The organism is Pseudomonas sp. SM4, from assembly GCF_051913165.1.
Lineage (GTDB): Bacteria > Pseudomonadota > Gammaproteobacteria > Pseudomonadales > Pseudomonadaceae > Aquipseudomonas.
This window is the reverse complement of the sequence record NZ_JBODOE010000017.1, coordinates 25,235-41,350: the sequence shown is the minus strand read 5'-3', so window position 1 is coordinate 41,350 and position 16,116 is coordinate 25,235. Positions and strand designations below refer to the sequence as shown.

Here is a 16,116-nt window from a genome sequence, read left to right as displayed (position 1 = left end):
TCCTCTGGTTACGCATCCGGCAGGGCCTGGAATGGCGATTCTTTATCCGTACGCTCTTTTTTGCCCCAGGCGGCGATGCCGACTTTGAGCGCATAGAACAGGATGCTGAAGACCACGAACAGGAACAGCGCGGTGAGCGTTGCGTTGGTGTAGGCGTTGAAGATCACGTGCTGCATCTGCTCGACGCTTTTTGCCGGTGCCAGCACCTGACCGTTGGCCAGCGCATCGCTGTATTTCTTCGCCAGCGACAGGAAACCGATCGCCGGGTTGGCATCGAACAATTTGATGAAGCCCGCAGTCGTGGTGCAGATCAACAGCCAGGTGGCTGGCAGCAGGGTGACCCAAATGTAGCGCTGGCGCTTCATTTTGATCAGAACCACAGTGCCAAGCATCAGCGCGATACCCGCCAGCATCTGGTTGGAAATACCGAACAGTGGCCACAAGGTGTTGATGCCGCCCAGTGGATCGACCACGCCCTGATACAGCAACCAGCCCCACATCGCCACACAACCGGCGGTGGCGATCAGGTTGGCGGTCCACGATTCGGTGCGCTTCAGCGCCGGCACGAAGGAGCCGAGCAGATCCTGCAGCATGAAACGTCCGGCACGAGTGCCCGCATCCACAGCCGTCAGAATGAACAGCGCTTCGAACAGGATCGCGAAGTGGTACCAGAACGCCATGGTGTTTTCACCCGGCAGGACACTGTGCAGGATCTGCGCGATACCGACCGCCAGGGTCGGCGCACCACCGGCACGGGCGAGGATGGTGGTTTCACCAATGTCATGCGCCACGGCTTGCAGCGCTTCCGGCGTGATCGCAAAGCCCCAGCTGGAGACCACTTGCGCAACCGATGCGACATCACTGCCGACCACGGCAGCCGGGCTGTTCATGGCGAAGTACACGCCAGGCTCGATCACCGACGCGGCAACCATGGCCATGATTGCCACGAACGATTCCATCAGCATGCCGCCGTAACCGATGTAACGGGCGTTGGTTTCGTTATCCAGCAGCTTCGGCGTGGTGCCCGAAGAAATCAGCGCGTGGAAACCGGAAACCGCACCGCAGGCGATGGTGATGAACAGGAACGGGAATAGACCGCCCTTCCACACCGGACCGGTGCCGTCGACGAACTGGGTCAGCGCGGGCATTTTCAGCTCGGGCATGGTCACCAGAATGCCGATCGCCAAGGCGACGATGGTGCCGATTTTGAGGAACGTGGAGAGGTAGTCACGCGGGGCCAGAATCAGCCACACCGGCAGCGATGCCGCGACGAAACCGTAACCGACCAGCATCCAGGTAATCTGCACGCCGGTGAAGGTGAACGCCTTGGCCCATACCGGATCAGCGGCAATCTGCCCACCGAGCCAGATCGAACCGAGCAGCAGCAACACGCCGACCACGGAGATCTCGCCGATGCGGCCCGGGCGGATGTAACGCATGTAAATGCCCATGAACATCGCGATCGGGATGGTCGCCATCACGGTGAAGATGCCCCACGGGCTCTCGGCCAATGCTTTGACCACGATCAGCGCCAGCACCGCGAGGATGATGATCATGATCAGGAAGCAGCCGAACAGCGCGATGGTGCCGGGAATACGGCCCATTTCTTCACGCACCATGTCGCCCAGGGAACGGCCGTTGCGACGGGTCGACATGAACAGCACCATGAAGTCCTGCACCGCACCCGCCAGCACCACGCCGGCAATCAGCCACAGCGTGCCGGGCAGATAACCCATCTGCGCCGCCAACACCGGGCCGACCAATGGCCCCGCACCAGCGATGGCTGCGAAGTGGTGACCGAAAAGAATGTGTTTGTTGGTCGGCACGAAGTCCAGACCGTCGTTGTTGAGCACGGCGGGGGTTGCCCGACGCGGGTCCAGTTGCATCACATTGTTAGCGATGAACAGACTGTAGTAACGGTACGCAACCAGATAAATGGCCACAGCGGCGACCACAATCCACAAGGCATTGATCGCCTCGCCGCGACGCAATGCCACTACGCCCAGGGCGCACGCTCCTACGATTGCCAGCACTAGCCAGGGTAAGTGGCGTAGCAGGCTATTATTATTTTTCATTTTATTATTCCAGCCAGGGTGGACAAGAAAGACAGCCACCCCGAGTTTAGCGCTTACGGCGCCAAAGGCCATACCCCGACGTTGGTCTAGACGCTTTAGCGATTGGCTGGCGCCCGCATTCGCGGTCTATAGTCAGCGAACCTTCATGAGGATTGCGCCATGAGCGAGCACCCAGCCAACCGTCGTCGCTTCAAACGTATTGCGTTCGATGCCAGAACCGAGCTGAGTCAGGGCGAGTACATCTGGCCGGTCAAGTTGATCGACCTGTCACTCAAAGGATTGCTGATCGAACGGCCGGAGCCGTGGCTGGGCGATGCACAGAAGGATTTCTTCGTCGACATTCATCTGAGCGATGACGTCGATATCGAGATGGATGTGCACTTGGCTCATGAAGAGAATGGCCAGTTGGGGTTTGTCTGCCGGCATATCAGCCTGGAGTCGATCCAGCGGTTGCGGCGGTTGATCGAGCTGAACCTGGCTGACGAAGCCGAACTGGAACGCGAACTGGGCGCCCTGATCGAAATCTGAACGTTGCCCCTGTAGGAGCTGCCGCAGGCTGCGATCTTTTGATCTTGAAAACCAAAATCAAAAGATCGCAGCCTGCGGCAGCTCCTACAGGGAATCTCTGGTTATTCGAAGAGGGCGTCGAGGGCTTGTTCGAGGCGGGTCACGGCGATGATCTGCAAGCCCGGAGGGGATTCCTTTGGCGCATTGCCCTTGGGCACGATGGCGCGTTTGAAACCGTGTTTCGCGGCTTCCTTCAGGCGCTCCTGGCCACTGGGTACAGGACGCACTTCGCCAGACAGGCCGACTTCACCGAACACCAGCAAATCATGCGGCAATGGTCGGTTGCGCAAGCTCGACATGACCGCCGCCATCAGCGCCAGGTCTGATGCCGTTTCCAACACCTTCACCCCACCGACCACGTTGAGAAACACGTCCTGATCGTGTGTCGGAATTCCACCGTGGCGATGCAAAACCGCGAGCAACATCGCCAAACGGTTCTGATCCAGACCCAACGTCACCCGTCGCGGGTTGGCCAGATGACTGTCATCGACCAGCGCCTGCACTTCCACCAGCATCGGCCGGGTGCCTTCCCACGTCGCCATCACCACACTGCCCGGGACTTCTTCCTGCGCGCGCGTGAGAAAAATCGCCGAAGGGTTGGAGACTTCTTTCAAACCCCTGTCGGTCATGCCGAACACGCCCAACTCGTTGACCGCGCCGAAACGGTTTTTCACCGCGCGCAGCAAACGCAGACGTCCATCGGATTCGCCTTCGAAATACAGCACGGTGTCGACCATGTGTTCGAGCACGCGGGGGCCGGCCAGTGCACCTTCCTTGGTCACGTGGCCGACGAGGAAAATCGCCGTACCGCTCTGCTTGGCGTAACGCACCAGCAGCGCTGCACTCTCACGTACCTGAGAGACTCCGCCGGGTGCCGATTGCAACTGTTCGGTGAAGATCGTCTGGATCGAATCGATCACCATCACCTTGGGCTTTTCCTGGCGGGCAGTAGCGATGATGGTTTCAATACAGGTTTCGGTCATTACCCGCAGTTGATCCTGCGGCAAGCCGAGACGGCGGGCGCGCATGGCCACTTGCTGCTGGGATTCTTCGCCGGTGACATACAGCGCCGGCATGCTCTTGGCGAGGTTGCACAGGGTCTGCAGCAGGATCGTCGATTTACCGATGCCCGGATCACCGCCAATCAACACCACCGAACCGTCGACGAGACCGCCGCCGAGCACGCGATCCAGTTCACTGGAGGCCGTGGAAAAACGCGGAATTTCTTCGACACTGACTTCGGCCAGGGTTTTGATCTGTGCCTGCTGGCCGGTCCAGCCGGTGCGACCGGACGGCGCCGTGGCACCGCCACTTTCGATCATGGTTTCGGTCAGGGTGTTCCAGGCACCACATTCCCCACACTGCCCGGCCCACTTGGGAAAGGTTGCGCCGCACTCGGTGCAGCCGTACATGCGCTTGGCCTTGGCCATCAGAACCCCCGGGGCAAAACCGCGATGATAACGCAGACGCCACCCGTCAGCGCGGCGCAGCCGTGCGGATTTCGCCGCTGGCCAGACGCGCGGCGCTGTTGCCCAACGGGTCTTGGGCATTCAGGTCGGCGCCCTTGGCTTTCAAGGCATCGAGCAGTTCCAGGCGCTTGAACAGCCCGGCGTACATCGCTGCCGTCTGCCCGGCACCGTTGCGCTGATCAGGGCTGCAATCGGTGGCCATCAAGCGCCGGGCAATCTGCAACTCACCTTTGAAAATGGCACCCATCAGCGCCGTATTGCCGCGCAGATCCTGAGCACAGGCATCGGCACCCGCGGCGAGCAAGCGCTCCACTGCCTGCGCCTGACCGTGATAGGCCGCCAGAATCAATGCGGTGTAGCCCTTGTCGTCATGAGTATCGAGGGCGTATCCGGACTCGATGAACGTGTCGAGCATCGGCACATCACCGCGTCGGGCCGCGTCGAAATAGTAGTCCTGCAGTTGGGCCTTGATCGCGGCCGGATCCTGCTGCTCAAGCGGCGCCGCGAACACACCGGGTGACAACAGGCCGAACAGTAAAAAAAGATAAACACGCATGGGCTATGTCCTTTCACAGAAGCGGGACCTGCCTCAGGTCCCGCCGGTACACCATGGCTATCAGTCGACCAGTTTGGCGGCCAGGGCCTTGACCCGGCTCAGGTCACCCTTGGCCACTTTCGTCACGCCGGTGCCGTATTCCGGATCGGCCTTATAAAGGAAGGACAGGATGATGTGCTTGCTCTCGTCATCGGTGGTTGCCAGCGAGCCGCCGAAGCTCTCAATCAGATCGCGGCGCTCCTGTTTGCTGAACGAGCGATACAGATCACCGGCCTGCTTGAAATTCTGCTCCCGAGTAATTTTCGCTTGCTGAGTATTACCAGCCAGGGCTGATTGGCTGTAACGCGCAGTTTGCGTTTCTTCACGCGGTTGCAGTCGGCTCGGCTGATAGTTCACGCCGGAGTTACTCGCGCCGACGTTCATGGCGCCGTCCTGATTACCGTTATTGACGGCAACCTTCGGTGCGTTGATTGGCAATTGCAGGGCATTGGCGCCGAGGCGATACATTTGCGTATCGGCGTAGGAGAACACGCGACCTTGCAGCAAACGATCTTCGGAAGGCTCGATTCCGGGCACGACATTGGCCGGTGCCATGGCCACTTGCTCGGTCTCCTGGAACACGTTCGCAGGATTGCGATTGAGCACCATTTGTCCAACTTTTCGCTCAGCAACACCCGGCCAGATCTTGGTGGCGTCCAATGGATCGAAATCAAACTTGGACAAATCCTGCGGATTCAGTACCTGGACGTACAAGTCCCACTTGGGGAAATTACCTTTATTGATATTCGTCACCAAGTCATTGGTCATATGGCTGTAATCCTGACCTTGAACTTTCGCGACCTCTTTGGGCGACAGGTTTTTTATACCCTGCAAACTCTTCCAGTGAAACTTGACGTAGTGCACTTCGCCTTTGCCATTGACCAACTTGTAGGCGTGCACACCATTACCGTCCATTTCACGATAACTGGCGGGCGTACCGGAGTTGGAATACAACTCGGTTAATGTCCGGGTGGCTTCCGGTACATGCGAGAAGAAATCAAAACGACGCGAATCATCATCGAGGTTAGTTCGCGGATCGGGTTTGAAGGCATGGACCATGTCGGGAAACTTGATCGCATCACGAATAAAGAACGTCGGAAAGTTATTGCCGACCAGGTCCCAGTTGCCGTCAGCGGTGTAGAACTTGGTGGCGAAACCACGCGGATCCCGCAAGGTTTCCGGCGAGTGGTTGCCGTGGACCACCGCCGAGAAGCGCACGAACACCGGGGTGCTCTGGCCGGCAGCAAATACCTTGGCCTTGCTCAGGTCACTGAGGTCATTGGTCACGGTGAATGTGCCATGGGCACCGGTACCGCGGGCGTGCACTACGCGCTCGGGAATGCGCTCACGGTCGAAGCGCTGCAGCTTCTGAATCAGTTGCACGTCCTGCAACAGCACCGGGCCGTTGGCGCCGGCCGTTTGCGAGTTCTGGTTGTCACCGACCGTTGCGCCGTTATCGCGGGTCAGCGGCGCGGCGTTGACGGAAAAGCTCAGGAGGCTGGCGGTGAGTACGCCAAGGGTGCGGCGATGGGGAAAAGCCCCTAAGCCAAGTGATGAAGTCATATCAGGATCCTCTGGTTGTTTTGGGCGCATCCAGATGCGCCAACCAGAGGCTAGAGGTCCTGCACCGAGAACATAAATAGAATCTTCCCACCCGGGCGATGGAAAAAAATGGCTTCCTGTTCAGCGGGTTAAGGCGTATTTCGCGCGCGATTAGTGGCACTTTGCAAACTAATCGTCGATTCTTGTGTCGATAAAAACGGGCATTGTAAGAAGGTGTTTCGCGCAGGACGCGTTTTGCTGATTTACACTGCGTACACCAAACTCATCTGTAACAAGGAAATAACCTATGGGCGTGCTAAGTGAGTTCAAGGCCTTCGCGGTCAAAGGCAATGTGGTCGACATGGCCGTCGGTATCATCATCGGTGCGGCCTTCGGCAAGATTGTTTCGTCGTTTGTCGGTGACGTCATCATGCCGCCAATCGGCCTGTTGATCGGTGGGGTGGACTTCAGTGACCTTGCCGTCACGCTCAAGGCCGCCGAAGGCTCGGCGCCTGCGGTGGTGCTGGCCTATGGCAAATTCCTCCAGACTATTCTGGACTTCGTGATCGTCGCTTTCGCCATCTTCATGGGCGTCAAAGCTATCAACCGCCTCAAGCGCGAAGAGGCCGTGGCCCCTAGCCTGCCACCGGTTCCGACTAAAGAAGAAGAGCTGCTGGGCGAGATCCGCGACCTGCTCAAGGCGCAGAACAACCGGCCGCAATAAACCGGCCAGTACAAAAAACGGCGCCCTGGAGGCGCCGTTTTTTTTACCAGTAGTTTTCCACGGCGACCTGGCCGGGCCGGCGGGTCAGGCTCAAACTCATGTGCCGTTGTTTGAGCAACGCGCGAGTGTCGTCGATCATCTGCGGATTGCCGCACAACATGACCCGCGAATGCTCCGCCGACAGCTCCACGCCTGCCGCGCGCTCCAGCTCGCCGTTTTCGATCAACGTGGTGATCCGGCCATTCAGCGCGCCCGGATGCGCTTCACGAGTCACGGTCGGGATGAACTGCAACTTGTGGGCGTAGTCAGCCAGATAATCCCGCTGCGTCAGCTCGGCAATCAGCTGTTGATAAGCCAGCTCTCGCGCCTCGCGCACGCTGTACACCAGAATGATCCGCTCGAATTTCTCCCACACCTCGAAGTCCTGCAGGATCGACAGAAACGGCGCGACACCGGTGCCTGTGGATAACAACCACAGGTCGCGCCCGTCGACGAAGCGATCAAGGGTCAGATAACCGAAGGCCTGACGCTCCACCAGCAGGGTATCCCCCACCTCGAGACGGCTCAGCTCACTGGTGAACTCGCCCCCCGGCACGACGATGGAAAAGAACTCGAGAAACTCGTCAAACGGTGAAGACACCATCGAGTAGGCACGCCAAACCGTGCTGCCGTCAGCCTTGGTGACGCCGAGCCTGGCGAACTGACCGGCGCGAAATCTGAAGCCCGCGTCGCGAGTGGTACGCAAGGTGAACAGATTTGGCGTCAGCGGCTGTACATCGAGCAGGGTCTGGCGAGTGAACTTGTCTGCGCTGGCAGTCATGTGGGCGCTCCATTTGGCGGTTGTCCTAGTCTCTCGCAAAGAAGTGCAGGTTAAAACCGCCATTTTGTAGTGGTATTACGCAGCGTTTCATCTAACTAGAACAACGCGTACTAATTACACAACTAACCAGAAAGAACATTTGCCTATTAAAATGTCGACCTTCATATAAGCGACAAGTACGCTAATAGCGTTTTATCCAAATACACCCACTTTTAAAGAGCAAAAAAATTCACACCACTTTGTAGGAAGCGTCCTACACTCGATTTCGTGCGTATTGGATCCATCGCACCCCCAAGCAAAATACATGGAGCGTTCGAAATGGAATTGTGGAAGGAATCGCAGTTGAGGCAGCTGTCTTTTGCACGAGGGATAGATACTGCTTACCCGATTTTGGAGAACTTCTCGAAGAACATCGGCTTCAACTTTTGCGCCGTCACGGTTGACTCAACCCATCATCAACCACATTTCAAGACGTTGGAAATCAGTAACTACTCCAACGACTGGAAGCGCCAATGCAAAGAGGACAATGACCACGAAGCCGATCCGGTCATCGCCCATTGCAGAAACTCGATGCTGCCGTTGGTATGGAGCAAAAGCGCCTACGCCAATGCGCCCAACCTCTGGCGGGCCTTACAGCAGGAAGGGCTTCGATACGGTTGGTCGCAGTCTTTTCATAATGAGGAACAAGCGGTCCGCAGCACCCTCAGCCTGGCGAGAAAAGATTGCGAGATCAGTCCGCTGGAGCTTTATGAACATGTGGGTTACATGCACTTTGTCACCAGCCATTTGACCGAGCTTTTCATCAGTACCCTGCCCCCCCGGGCCTGCAAACCGAAACCGGCCCATTTGTCGCCGCGAGAGCTGGAGGTGCTGCAACTGTCCGCCTCCGGCAAAACCGCTTGCGAGATCGCCCTGATCCTCAGCCTCAGCGAGCGCACCGTGAACTACCACGTACAGAACATCATCGTGAAGCTCAACGTCTGCAACAAGATTTCTGCGGTGATTGCCGCGGCCCGAGCCGGAATCATCTGATTGCCCGAGCATCCACCCGGCTGAAAACTTGCAAGTATTTACAGTGAAAAAAAAGTACCATTTGTGACCTTCCTGAGTGATAACGCGCGCGTTGCGTGTTGCTGTGCACTCGGTCGGTTCCGCCGCACATCAGGGCTGCGGGACACCCCTCGATTACCCTGAGTCCCCGCCCCATGCCTTTGCTCGATACCCCTTTCGCCCAACTCGATCTGATCCGCCAGCCCGAGCAGCAGAACGAACCGCTGCAAGCCTTCGATGCTGCCGACGAATACCTGCTCAATCATCTGGCCGCGCAACAGCCGGCGGCGAGCACGCGTGTGCTGGTGCTCAATGACAGCTTCGGCGCACTGGCAGCCAGCCTTCTCGGCAAGGTCGACGTGAGCAGCAGCGGTGACTCGTTTCTGGGCTTTCAAGGCCTGGAAAAAAATCTGCTGCGCAACGGCCAGGCGTTCGACGCGATTCGCCCGACACCTGCCAGCGCGCCTTTGATCGGGCCATTTGACCGGGTATTGATCCGTGTGCCGAAAACCCTCGCACTGCTGGAAGAGCAACTGATTCGCCTGCAGGGGCAACTCGCCCCCGGAGCCGAAGTGGTCGCGGCCGCCATGGTCAAGCACTTGCCACGTGCCGCCGGCGATTTGCTGGAGCGCTACATTGGCCCGGTACAAGCCTCTCTGGCGGTGAAAAAAGCTCGACTGCTGATCGCTACGCCGCAGGCCAAAGCCGCCGCCGTCTCGCCCTACCCGACGCGTTATCGTCTCGACGAGCCAGCGATCGAACTGCTCAACCACGCCAACGTGTTCTGCCGCGAAGGCCTGGACATCGGCACCCGCGCGTTCCTTCCGCACCTGCCGAAAAACCTTGGCCATGCGCGCGTCGCCGATCTTGGCTGCGGCAACGGTGTATTGGCGATTGCCAGTGCCCTGCAAAACCCCGACGCGCAGTACACGCTGGTCGACGAGTCGTTCATGGCGGTGCAATCGGCCGCTGAAAACTGGCAAGCCGCCCTGGGTGATCGCGACGTCATCGTACGGGCCGGCGATGGCCTGGCCGGGCAGGAGGCGCAATCGCTGGACGTGGTGCTGTGCAATCCGCCGTTCCATCAACAGCAAGTGGTCGGCGATTTCCTCGCCTGGCGCATGTTCCAGCAGGCCCGCGAGGCGCTGGTAGTGGGCGGTGCGTTGTACATCGTCGGCAACCGTCATCTGGGTTATCACAGCAAGCTGGCGCGGCTGTTCCGTGGCGTCGAGCAAGTGGCGGCGACACCGAAGTTCGTGATTCTCAAAGCCCGTAAATAATCCTCAAGGCAAAAAAAACCCTCCGTGAGGAGGGTTGCAAAGCCGTACCCGAAGGCGCCGGGACGGGGATGATTCAGTGCGTGGTCAGACCTGCGGCATTCATGAACATGCGCATCAGGCTGGCGACGATGAACAGCGCGCCGACACTGCCGACCCAGATCAGGGCCAGCCAGCCGAGCCGCTGCCACAGCGGTTTTTTTTCGGCTTGTTCAATGTCGTGCAGGGAATGTTTGCCGGTCATTGTTGCGATCCTCAGTCAGATCGATGGCGCCGCTACCGACGCCATCGCGGGCAAGCCCGCTCCCACAGGTTTAGTGATAGCCGTCTTCGTGGGTGACCTTGCCGCGGAACACGTAGTAGCTCCAGAAGGTGTAGCCCAGGATGAACGGGATAATGAACAGCGTGCCCACCAGCATGAAGCCCTGACTTTGCGGCGGTGCGGCGGCGTCCCAGATCGAGATCGACGGCGGCACGATGTTCGGCCACAGGCTGATGCCCAGTCCGCTGTAGCCAAGGAAAATCAGCACCAGCGTCAGCAGGAATGGCGTGTAGTTGGCATTGCGCGCCACCGCGCGGATCAGGCCATACATCGTCACCAGCACCAGAATCGGCACCGGCATGAACCAGAACAGGTTAGGCATGCTGAACCAGCGCGAGGCAATTTCCGGGTGAGCCAGCGGCGTCCACAGGCTGACGACACCGATCACCGCCAGCAGCACGAACGCCAGAGGCCGGGCCAGATTGTGCATCTGTTCTTGCAGCTTGCCTTCGGTCTTCATGATCAGCCAGGTGCAGCCGAGCAAGGCATACGCCACCACCAGTGCGGCACCGCAGAACAGCGTGAACGGCGTCAGCCAGTCCAGTGAGCCGCCGGCAAACTGCCGATTGACCACCGGCAAACCGTCGATGAACGCGCCCAGCGCCACGCCCTGGAAGAACGTCGCCGCCACCGAACCGCCGATGAACGCCTTGTCCCACAGGTGACGCTTGTCGTCCTTGGCCTTGAAGCGGAACTCGAAGGCCACACCGCGGAAGATCAAACCGATCAGCATGAAAATCAGCGGTAGATACAGCGCCGACAACACCACCGAATAAGCCAGCGGGAACGCGCCAAACAACGCCGCGCCACCCAGTACCAGCCAGGTTTCGTTGCCGTCCCAGACCGGGGCGACGGTGTTCATCATCACGTCACGGTCGACCTTGCCGGGGATGAACGGGAAGAGAATCCCGATGCCCAAGTCGAAGCCGTCCATGACCACGTACATCATGATGCCGAAGATGATGATCACGGCCCAGATCAGCGGAAGATCAATACCCATGGCTCAAATCTCCTTGGTCAGGCTGGGGGTGTCGTCGTGATCGGCGTCGGCCGAATCGTCGGCGGCGGACAACGGACGCGCCGGTGTACGCTGCTTGCCTGGCCCACCGTCGGGCGTTTCTGCGCCTTCGCTGATCTTCGGCCCTTTGCGCACCAGGCGCATCATGTAGCCAAGACCGGCACCGAACAGCGCGAAATACACCACCACAAACATGATCAGCGTGATGCTCATCTGCATGAAACTGTGGTTGGAAGACGCATCCGCCGTGCGCATCAGCCCGTAGACCACCCACGGCTGACGGCCGATTTCAGTGGTGAACCAGCCCGCCAGAATCGCGATCAGACCGGATGGCCCCATCCACAACGCCAGATAGAGGAATGGCCGCGACGTGTAGAGCGTGTCGCGTTTACGCAGCCACAGACTCCACAGACCGGTGAAGATCATCAGGAAGCCGAGGCCGACCATGACCCGGAACGACCAGAACACGATGGTCGAATTCGGCCGGTCTTCCGGTGGGAATTCCTTGAGCGCCGGCACCTGTTTGTCCAGCGAGTGGGTGAGGATCAGGCTGCCGAGGTAGGGGATTTCCACAGCGAACTTGGTCTTCTCTTCTTTCATGTCCGGCCAGCCGAACAGGATCAGCGGCGTCGCTTCGTCACCGTGGTTTTCCCAGTGACCTTCGATCGCAGCGATTTTTGCCGGTTGATGCTTGAGCGTATTCAGACCATGGAAGTCGCCGATGACCGCCTGGATCGGCGCGACAATCAGCGCCATCCACATCGCCATCGAGAGCATGGTGCGAATCGCCGGGTTGTCCTTGCCGCGCAGCAAATGCCAGGCCGCCGAGGAGCCGACGAAGAATGCCGTGGCCACAAACGCCGCCGTCGCCATGTGCATCAGGCGGTACGGGAACGACGGGTTGAAGATGATCGCCAGCCAATCGGTCGGAATCACCTGGCCGTTGATGATTTCAAAGCCTTGTGGGGTCTGCATCCAGCTGTTGGACGCGAGAATCCAGAAGGTCGAAATCAGCGTGCCGATGGCTACCATGACGGTGGAGAAGAAGTGCAGCCCGCGCCCGACCTTGTTCCAACCGAACAGCATGACCCCAAGGAAACCGGCCTCAAGGAAGAACGCCGTGAGTACCTCATAGGTCAGCAACGGCCCGGTGACGGCACCGGCGAAGTCCGAGAAACGACTCCAGTTGGTGCCGAACTGATAGGCCATGACTAGCCCCGAAACCACGCCCATGCCGAAGTTGACGGCAAAGATCTTCGACCAGAAATGGTAGAGGTCACGGTAGGTGTCGTTGCGGGTTTTCAGCCACAGGCCTTCGAGTACGGCGAGGTAACTCGCCAGACCGATGGTGATGGCCGGGAACAGGATGTGGAACGAGATGGTGAACGCGAACTGAATTCGGGCGAGATCTAGTGCCTCTAAACCGAACATATGGCTTCCTCTGTCAGGTAATACCGGCTGTGGGGCTTGTGGCCCCTGCGCCTACTGCCCCCACGGATATGGAGTGCGGCGAATTCTGATTCGTTCTTTTTAAACAACCATCGCAACGCAGGGAGTCTGGCCAACTGGCCGCCGGATCAATTCCGTCTGGGGTCTTGATCTGGATCAAGCAACGTTGAAAGAGTAGTCCCATTTTTGCCGATGAACTGCGTGGTCGTTTGCCGCGTGACAAGTTGCCTCATAACCGTGGGGAAACTTTGCAACAAATCATCAGAACCATGTGATGGTGGGGCAACAACAAATAAACCCTGTGGCGAGGGGATTTATCCCCGTTGGGCTGCGAAGCGGCCCCGAATCCATCCAACGCGTTTTTTTCAGTTCAATCGCGTCGCCCAATTTGGGGCTGCTGCGCAACCCATCGGGGATAAATCCCCTCGCCACAGGGTTGCTGGGTTAAAGAAATAGATGTCTGGCTAACTAAATTTTTTGTCATAGCAACTTCCTGTTACAGACTGGTGATAATCTCGCGGTTCCCCCCGAACCAGACCTGCCCTCAGATGCCCAGCCAAGAGCCCCTGCTGTTACGTCACCATCGCCCTTTCCTTGCGTTCTGGCTGGCGCGGATTTTCACCGCCAGCGGTTTCCAGATGCTCACCGTGGCAATTGGCTGGAACCTCTATCAACTGACCGGCAACGTCCTCGATCTGGGGCTGGTCGGTCTGGTCGAATTCGCCCCGCGCGTGCTGTTCATGCTGCACACCGGGCATGTCGCCGACCGCTATGACCGACGCAAGGTCGCGGCGATCTGTCAGTCATTGCAGGCGTTGATTGCCTTGGCGCTGGCCATCGGCAGCGCCACCGATCATGTCACTCGCGAGATGATCTTCATCCTCGCCTTTCTGCTCGGCGCGGCGCGCTCCTTCGAAATGCCCACCACTCAGGCGCTGCTGCCGAGCATCGTCCCCAGCGCGCTGTTCCCCCGCGCGGTGGCGGCGGCCCAATCGGCGCAACAGTCGGCAACCATCGTTGCCCCGGCGCTGGGCGGTTTGCTTTACGCGTTCGGTAGCGTCTGGGTCTATGGCCCGACGGTGCTGCTCTACGTCATTGCCTGCACCTTGATGCTCAATCTGCCCGCGCGGCAAACGCCGTTGAACAAAGGCAAAGCCACGCTGGATTCGTTGCTCGCGGGGATTCGCTTCATTCGCAGCCGCCCGGACATTCTCGGGGCGATTTCGCTGGACCTGTTCGCGGTGCTCCTTGGCGGCGCGACGGCGTTGTTGCCGGTGTTCGCCAAGGACATCCTGCTGACCGGGCCGTGGGGCCTCGGCCTGCTGCGTTCAGCACCGGCGGTCGGCGCGCTGGCGATGTCGCTGTTCCTCGCGCGGTTTGCGGTGGAACGCAATGTCGGTCGGGTGATGTTCACCGCAGTCGGCATTTTCGGCGTGGCGACCATCGCCTTCGGCCTGTCGACCTCGTTCTGGTTCTCGTTGGCGGTGCTGGTGGTGCTCGGCGCGGCGGACATGATCAGCATGGTGATCCGCGCCTCTTTCGTGCAACTGGAAACCCCGGACGAAATGCGTGGCCGGGTCAGCGCGGTGAACGGCTTGTTCATCGGCGCCTCGAACCAGTTGGGCGAATTCGAATCCGGGCTCACCGCCCACTGGTTCGGCACCGTACCGGCGGTGGTCATGGGCGGGATCGGCACGCTGGTGGTGACGGGGACGTGGATCAAGTTGTTTCCGACGCTGGCTAATCGCGATCGGATGCATGTGCCGGTGGAAGAAGTGCGCCGCCCCCCGGTGAAACCCTGCTGATGGATATTTTGCCCGAGCCAGGTATCAGCGTTACCGAATTGGCACGGCATCTGGGCTTCGCACGCCCACATCTTTCACGCGTATTGCACGGACATGCCCCGATCAGCCCGGATCTGGCCGTAAGACTTGAGCGTGCCGGCATTGGCAAGGCGCGCGCGTGGCCAGGCGTCCAAACTGAGTACGATCTGTGGCAAGCGGAGCATCGAGAACAACCGGTGATTGAACCTATCGCGGCACACGCCCGAGAACGCCCCTACAAATCCCCCGCCACTTTCGACCGCAAGGCCTTGCCGCCGAGTTGTTCGACCAGCGTCAGGGCAAATTCCAGGGCTGCGCCGGAGCCTTGCGCGGTGATGCAGTTGCCGTCGACAACGACCGGTTGATCAACAAAAGAGCAGCCTGACAGTTGATGGCTGACGCCGGGCAAACAGGTCATGCGCCGCTGGCGCAATATGCCAAAGGCTTGCAGGGCGACGGCCGGGGCTTCGGCGATGGCGGCGAACAGGCGTCCGGCGCTGGCTTGATCCTTGAGCAATTGTTGCAGAGGTTGATGTGCGGCCAGATGCTGCGCACCGACGGCGCCGCCGGGCAGGACGATCAGATCGAAAGTCTGCGCCAGCACATCGATCAACATGCCGTCGGCGGTCAGGCGCGTACCGCGAGCGCAGGTCAACATGCGCCTTCCCTCGATGCTGGCGGCGACCACTTCGATGCCGGCGCGGCGCAGCACATCCATCAGGGTCACGCTTTGCAGATCATCGATGCCCTCGGCGAGGGTAATCAGGGCTCTAAAGGTCATGGGCGCTGTCCGCTGGGTGATCTTCACAGCGTAGTCAGCTTTGCCCGGCCCTGTTCAGCAACAGCCGTTACTTGATGTAAAGCTGCGTCGACATCCTGTTGCCCGGCGCGTTGATCGACGTGTTGCTGAAAGTAAAGAGGCCATCCTGTTTACCGGCCAGGTCGAGCACATACAGATAGCCCACGGTATTGCGGCCAACCGTGCATTCGGTCAGGTTGCCGTTGTCGTAGGCACAGACTGGCGTTCGCGTGCCGTTGATTTCAAAACCGTCGAGTGCCACATGCGCTTCGCGGCCATAACCGACTTCCAGCACGTAGACCTTGATATTCGGACCACTGTGATCGCAGCGCGTCTGTTCCTGGCCCTCTGCGATGTCTTCAAAGCCGCACTTGGGCGACTCGACCTTCAACACCTTCAACTGGCTCAAGGGCGGCGCCGACGCAGCCCAGGCACCTGACGCTGCGGTCATCAAAACGGCGATCAGCCCGAAAGCCTTCATCCAGCGCTTGCTCATACGATCCCTATCCCCCGAAAAAACAGCGCGCAGTATGGCGCAGTTGGCCGCGAGGCAAAACTTCGCCGACGATCGACACCAACAACCGCC

At 59.3% G+C, this 16,116-nt stretch carries 15 protein-coding genes and 1 pseudogene; 6 read left to right on the top strand and 10 right to left on the bottom strand.

The genetic code is table 11. From position 1 onward, the window contains the following. Positions 1 to 8: 8 nt before the first annotated feature. The gene (locus ACQ4MY_RS25665) at positions 9 to 2,075 is read right to left on the bottom strand and encodes a carbon starvation CstA family protein (RefSeq protein ID WP_008078589.1); all 2,067 of its coding nucleotides are present in this window, start codon (positions 2,073 to 2,075) and stop codon (positions 9 to 11) included. Between the two features lie 159 nt (positions 2,076 to 2,234). Between ACQ4MY_RS25665 and ACQ4MY_RS25660 the strand changes: the two genes are divergently transcribed. After that, positions 2,235 to 2,603 carry a PilZ domain-containing protein gene (locus ACQ4MY_RS25660; RefSeq protein ID WP_236428353.1) on the top strand — a complete coding sequence of 123 codons (369 nt, stop codon included), beginning with the start codon at positions 2,235 to 2,237 and terminating at the stop codon, positions 2,601 to 2,603. A gap of 101 nt (positions 2,604 to 2,704) precedes the next feature. Here the strand turns inward: ACQ4MY_RS25660 and radA are convergent, their stop codons facing one another. From radA to katB, 3 genes are read right to left on the bottom strand one after another with little or no spacing between them, the layout of a single operon-like run. Next, positions 2,705 to 4,072, bottom strand: coding sequence for a DNA repair protein RadA (gene radA, locus ACQ4MY_RS25655; protein WP_440096936.1), 1,368 nt, complete (start codon positions 4,070 to 4,072; stop codon positions 2,705 to 2,707). Positions 4,073 to 4,118: 46 nt separating this feature from the next. Next, positions 4,119 to 4,667 carry an ankyrin repeat domain-containing protein gene (locus ACQ4MY_RS25650; RefSeq protein WP_440096888.1) on the bottom strand — a complete coding sequence of 183 codons (549 nt, stop codon included), beginning with the start codon at positions 4,665 to 4,667 and terminating at the stop codon, positions 4,119 to 4,121. A 60-nt stretch (positions 4,668 to 4,727) separates the two neighbouring features. Next, entirely contained in the window at positions 4,728 to 6,269 is a 1,542-nt protein-coding gene (gene katB / locus ACQ4MY_RS25645; RefSeq protein ID WP_440096887.1) for a catalase KatB, read from the bottom strand. Positions 6,270 to 6,555: 286 nt separating this feature from the next. Between katB and mscL the strand changes: the two genes are divergently transcribed. Then, positions 6,556 to 6,972 (top strand): large-conductance mechanosensitive channel protein MscL, encoded by a 417-nt coding sequence (gene mscL / locus ACQ4MY_RS25640; protein WP_008084629.1) that lies wholly within the window; start codon positions 6,556 to 6,558, stop codon positions 6,970 to 6,972. 43 nt (positions 6,973 to 7,015) lie between these two features. Here mscL and ACQ4MY_RS25635 read toward each other — a convergent pair whose 3' ends face one another. Then, entirely contained in the window at positions 7,016 to 7,792 is a 777-nt protein-coding gene (locus tag ACQ4MY_RS25635; protein ID WP_008084620.1) for a ferredoxin--NADP reductase, read from the bottom strand. A 318-nt stretch (positions 7,793 to 8,110) separates the two neighbouring features. Between ACQ4MY_RS25635 and ACQ4MY_RS25630 the strand changes: the two genes are divergently transcribed. Together ACQ4MY_RS25630 and ACQ4MY_RS25625 are read left to right on the top strand one after the other, a co-directional pair. After that, positions 8,111 to 8,824, top strand: a complete 714-nt coding sequence (locus ACQ4MY_RS25630; protein ID WP_008084619.1) for an autoinducer binding domain-containing protein — start codon at positions 8,111 to 8,113, stop codon at positions 8,822 to 8,824. Positions 8,825 to 8,997: 173 nt separating this feature from the next. After that, the gene (locus tag ACQ4MY_RS25625) at positions 8,998 to 10,122 is read left to right on the top strand and encodes a methyltransferase (RefSeq protein WP_008084617.1); all 1,125 of its coding nucleotides are present in this window, start codon (positions 8,998 to 9,000) and stop codon (positions 10,120 to 10,122) included. A 73-nt stretch (positions 10,123 to 10,195) separates the two neighbouring features. Here ACQ4MY_RS25625 and ACQ4MY_RS25620 read toward each other — a convergent pair whose 3' ends face one another. The 3 genes from ACQ4MY_RS25620 to ACQ4MY_RS25610 all read right to left on the bottom strand — a co-directional run bounded on the left by ACQ4MY_RS25620 (position 10,196) and on the right by ACQ4MY_RS25610 (position 12,890). Further along, positions 10,196 to 10,363 carry a DUF2474 domain-containing protein gene (locus tag ACQ4MY_RS25620; protein WP_008084615.1) on the bottom strand — a complete coding sequence of 56 codons (168 nt, stop codon included), beginning with the start codon at positions 10,361 to 10,363 and terminating at the stop codon, positions 10,196 to 10,198. Positions 10,364 to 10,433: 70 nt separating this feature from the next. Further along, positions 10,434 to 11,441 carry a cytochrome d ubiquinol oxidase subunit II gene (gene cydB / locus ACQ4MY_RS25615; protein WP_008084613.1) on the bottom strand — a complete coding sequence of 336 codons (1,008 nt, stop codon included), beginning with the start codon at positions 11,439 to 11,441 and terminating at the stop codon, positions 10,434 to 10,436. A gap of 3 nt (positions 11,442 to 11,444) precedes the next feature. Then, entirely contained in the window at positions 11,445 to 12,890 is a 1,446-nt protein-coding gene (locus ACQ4MY_RS25610; RefSeq protein ID WP_008084612.1) for a cytochrome ubiquinol oxidase subunit I, read from the bottom strand. Between the two features lie 566 nt (positions 12,891 to 13,456). Here ACQ4MY_RS25610 and ACQ4MY_RS25605 point away from each other — a divergent pair. Next, the gene (locus tag ACQ4MY_RS25605) at positions 13,457 to 14,713 is read left to right on the top strand and encodes an MFS transporter (RefSeq protein WP_440096886.1); all 1,257 of its coding nucleotides are present in this window, start codon (positions 13,457 to 13,459) and stop codon (positions 14,711 to 14,713) included. Beyond that, positions 14,713 to 14,955, top strand: a pseudogene (locus tag ACQ4MY_RS25600) (HigA family addiction module antitoxin); the annotation flags it as partial. The gene ACQ4MY_RS25605 and the pseudogene ACQ4MY_RS25600, both read left to right, overlap by 1 nt. 11 nt (positions 14,956 to 14,966) lie before the next feature. Here ACQ4MY_RS25600 and ACQ4MY_RS25595 read toward each other — a convergent pair. Then, on the bottom strand, positions 14,967 to 15,512 hold the full coding sequence (locus ACQ4MY_RS25595; RefSeq protein ID WP_440096884.1) for a DJ-1 family glyoxalase III: 546 nt from the start codon (positions 15,510 to 15,512) through the stop codon (positions 14,967 to 14,969). A 67-nt stretch (positions 15,513 to 15,579) separates the two neighbouring features. Then, positions 15,580 to 16,026, bottom strand: coding sequence for a DUF4879 domain-containing protein (locus ACQ4MY_RS25590; protein WP_008084603.1), 447 nt, complete (start codon positions 16,024 to 16,026; stop codon positions 15,580 to 15,582). Positions 16,027 to 16,116 lie beyond the last annotated feature (90 nt).

Coding starts and splice junctions, on each gene's coding strand:
- ACQ4MY_RS25635 (WP_008084620.1), bottom strand. CDS start 7,792: ATGACTGCCAGCGCAGACAAGTTCACTCGCCAGACCCTGCTCGATGTA.
- ACQ4MY_RS25595 (WP_440096884.1), bottom strand. CDS start 15,512: ATGACCTTTAGAGCCCTGATTACCCTCGCCGAGGGCATCGATGATCTG.
- ACQ4MY_RS25625 (WP_008084617.1), top strand. CDS start 8,998: ATGCCTTTGCTCGATACCCCTTTCGCCCAACTCGATCTGATCCGCCAG.
- katB (WP_440096887.1), bottom strand. CDS start 6,269: ATGACTTCATCACTTGGCTTAGGGGCTTTTCCCCATCGCCGCACCCTT.
- ACQ4MY_RS25605 (WP_440096886.1), top strand. CDS start 13,457: ATGCCCAGCCAAGAGCCCCTGCTGTTACGTCACCATCGCCCTTTCCTT.
- ACQ4MY_RS25590 (WP_008084603.1), bottom strand. CDS start 16,026: ATGAGCAAGCGCTGGATGAAGGCTTTCGGGCTGATCGCCGTTTTGATG.
- radA (WP_440096936.1), bottom strand. CDS start 4,072: ATGGCCAAGGCCAAGCGCATGTACGGCTGCACCGAGTGCGGCGCAACC.
- ACQ4MY_RS25650 (WP_440096888.1), bottom strand. CDS start 4,667: ATGCGTGTTTATCTTTTTTTACTGTTCGGCCTGTTGTCACCCGGTGTG.
- ACQ4MY_RS25610 (WP_008084612.1), bottom strand. CDS start 12,890: ATGTTCGGTTTAGAGGCACTAGATCTCGCCCGAATTCAGTTCGCGTTC.
- mscL (WP_008084629.1), top strand. CDS start 6,556: ATGGGCGTGCTAAGTGAGTTCAAGGCCTTCGCGGTCAAAGGCAATGTG.
- ACQ4MY_RS25620 (WP_008084615.1), bottom strand. CDS start 10,363: ATGACCGGCAAACATTCCCTGCACGACATTGAACAAGCCGAAAAAAAA.
- ACQ4MY_RS25630 (WP_008084619.1), top strand. CDS start 8,111: ATGGAATTGTGGAAGGAATCGCAGTTGAGGCAGCTGTCTTTTGCACGA.
- ACQ4MY_RS25665 (WP_008078589.1), bottom strand. CDS start 2,075: ATGAAAAATAATAATAGCCTGCTACGCCACTTACCCTGGCTAGTGCTG.
- ACQ4MY_RS25660 (WP_236428353.1), top strand. CDS start 2,235: ATGAGCGAGCACCCAGCCAACCGTCGTCGCTTCAAACGTATTGCGTTC.
- cydB (WP_008084613.1), bottom strand. CDS start 11,441: ATGGGTATTGATCTTCCGCTGATCTGGGCCGTGATCATCATCTTCGGC.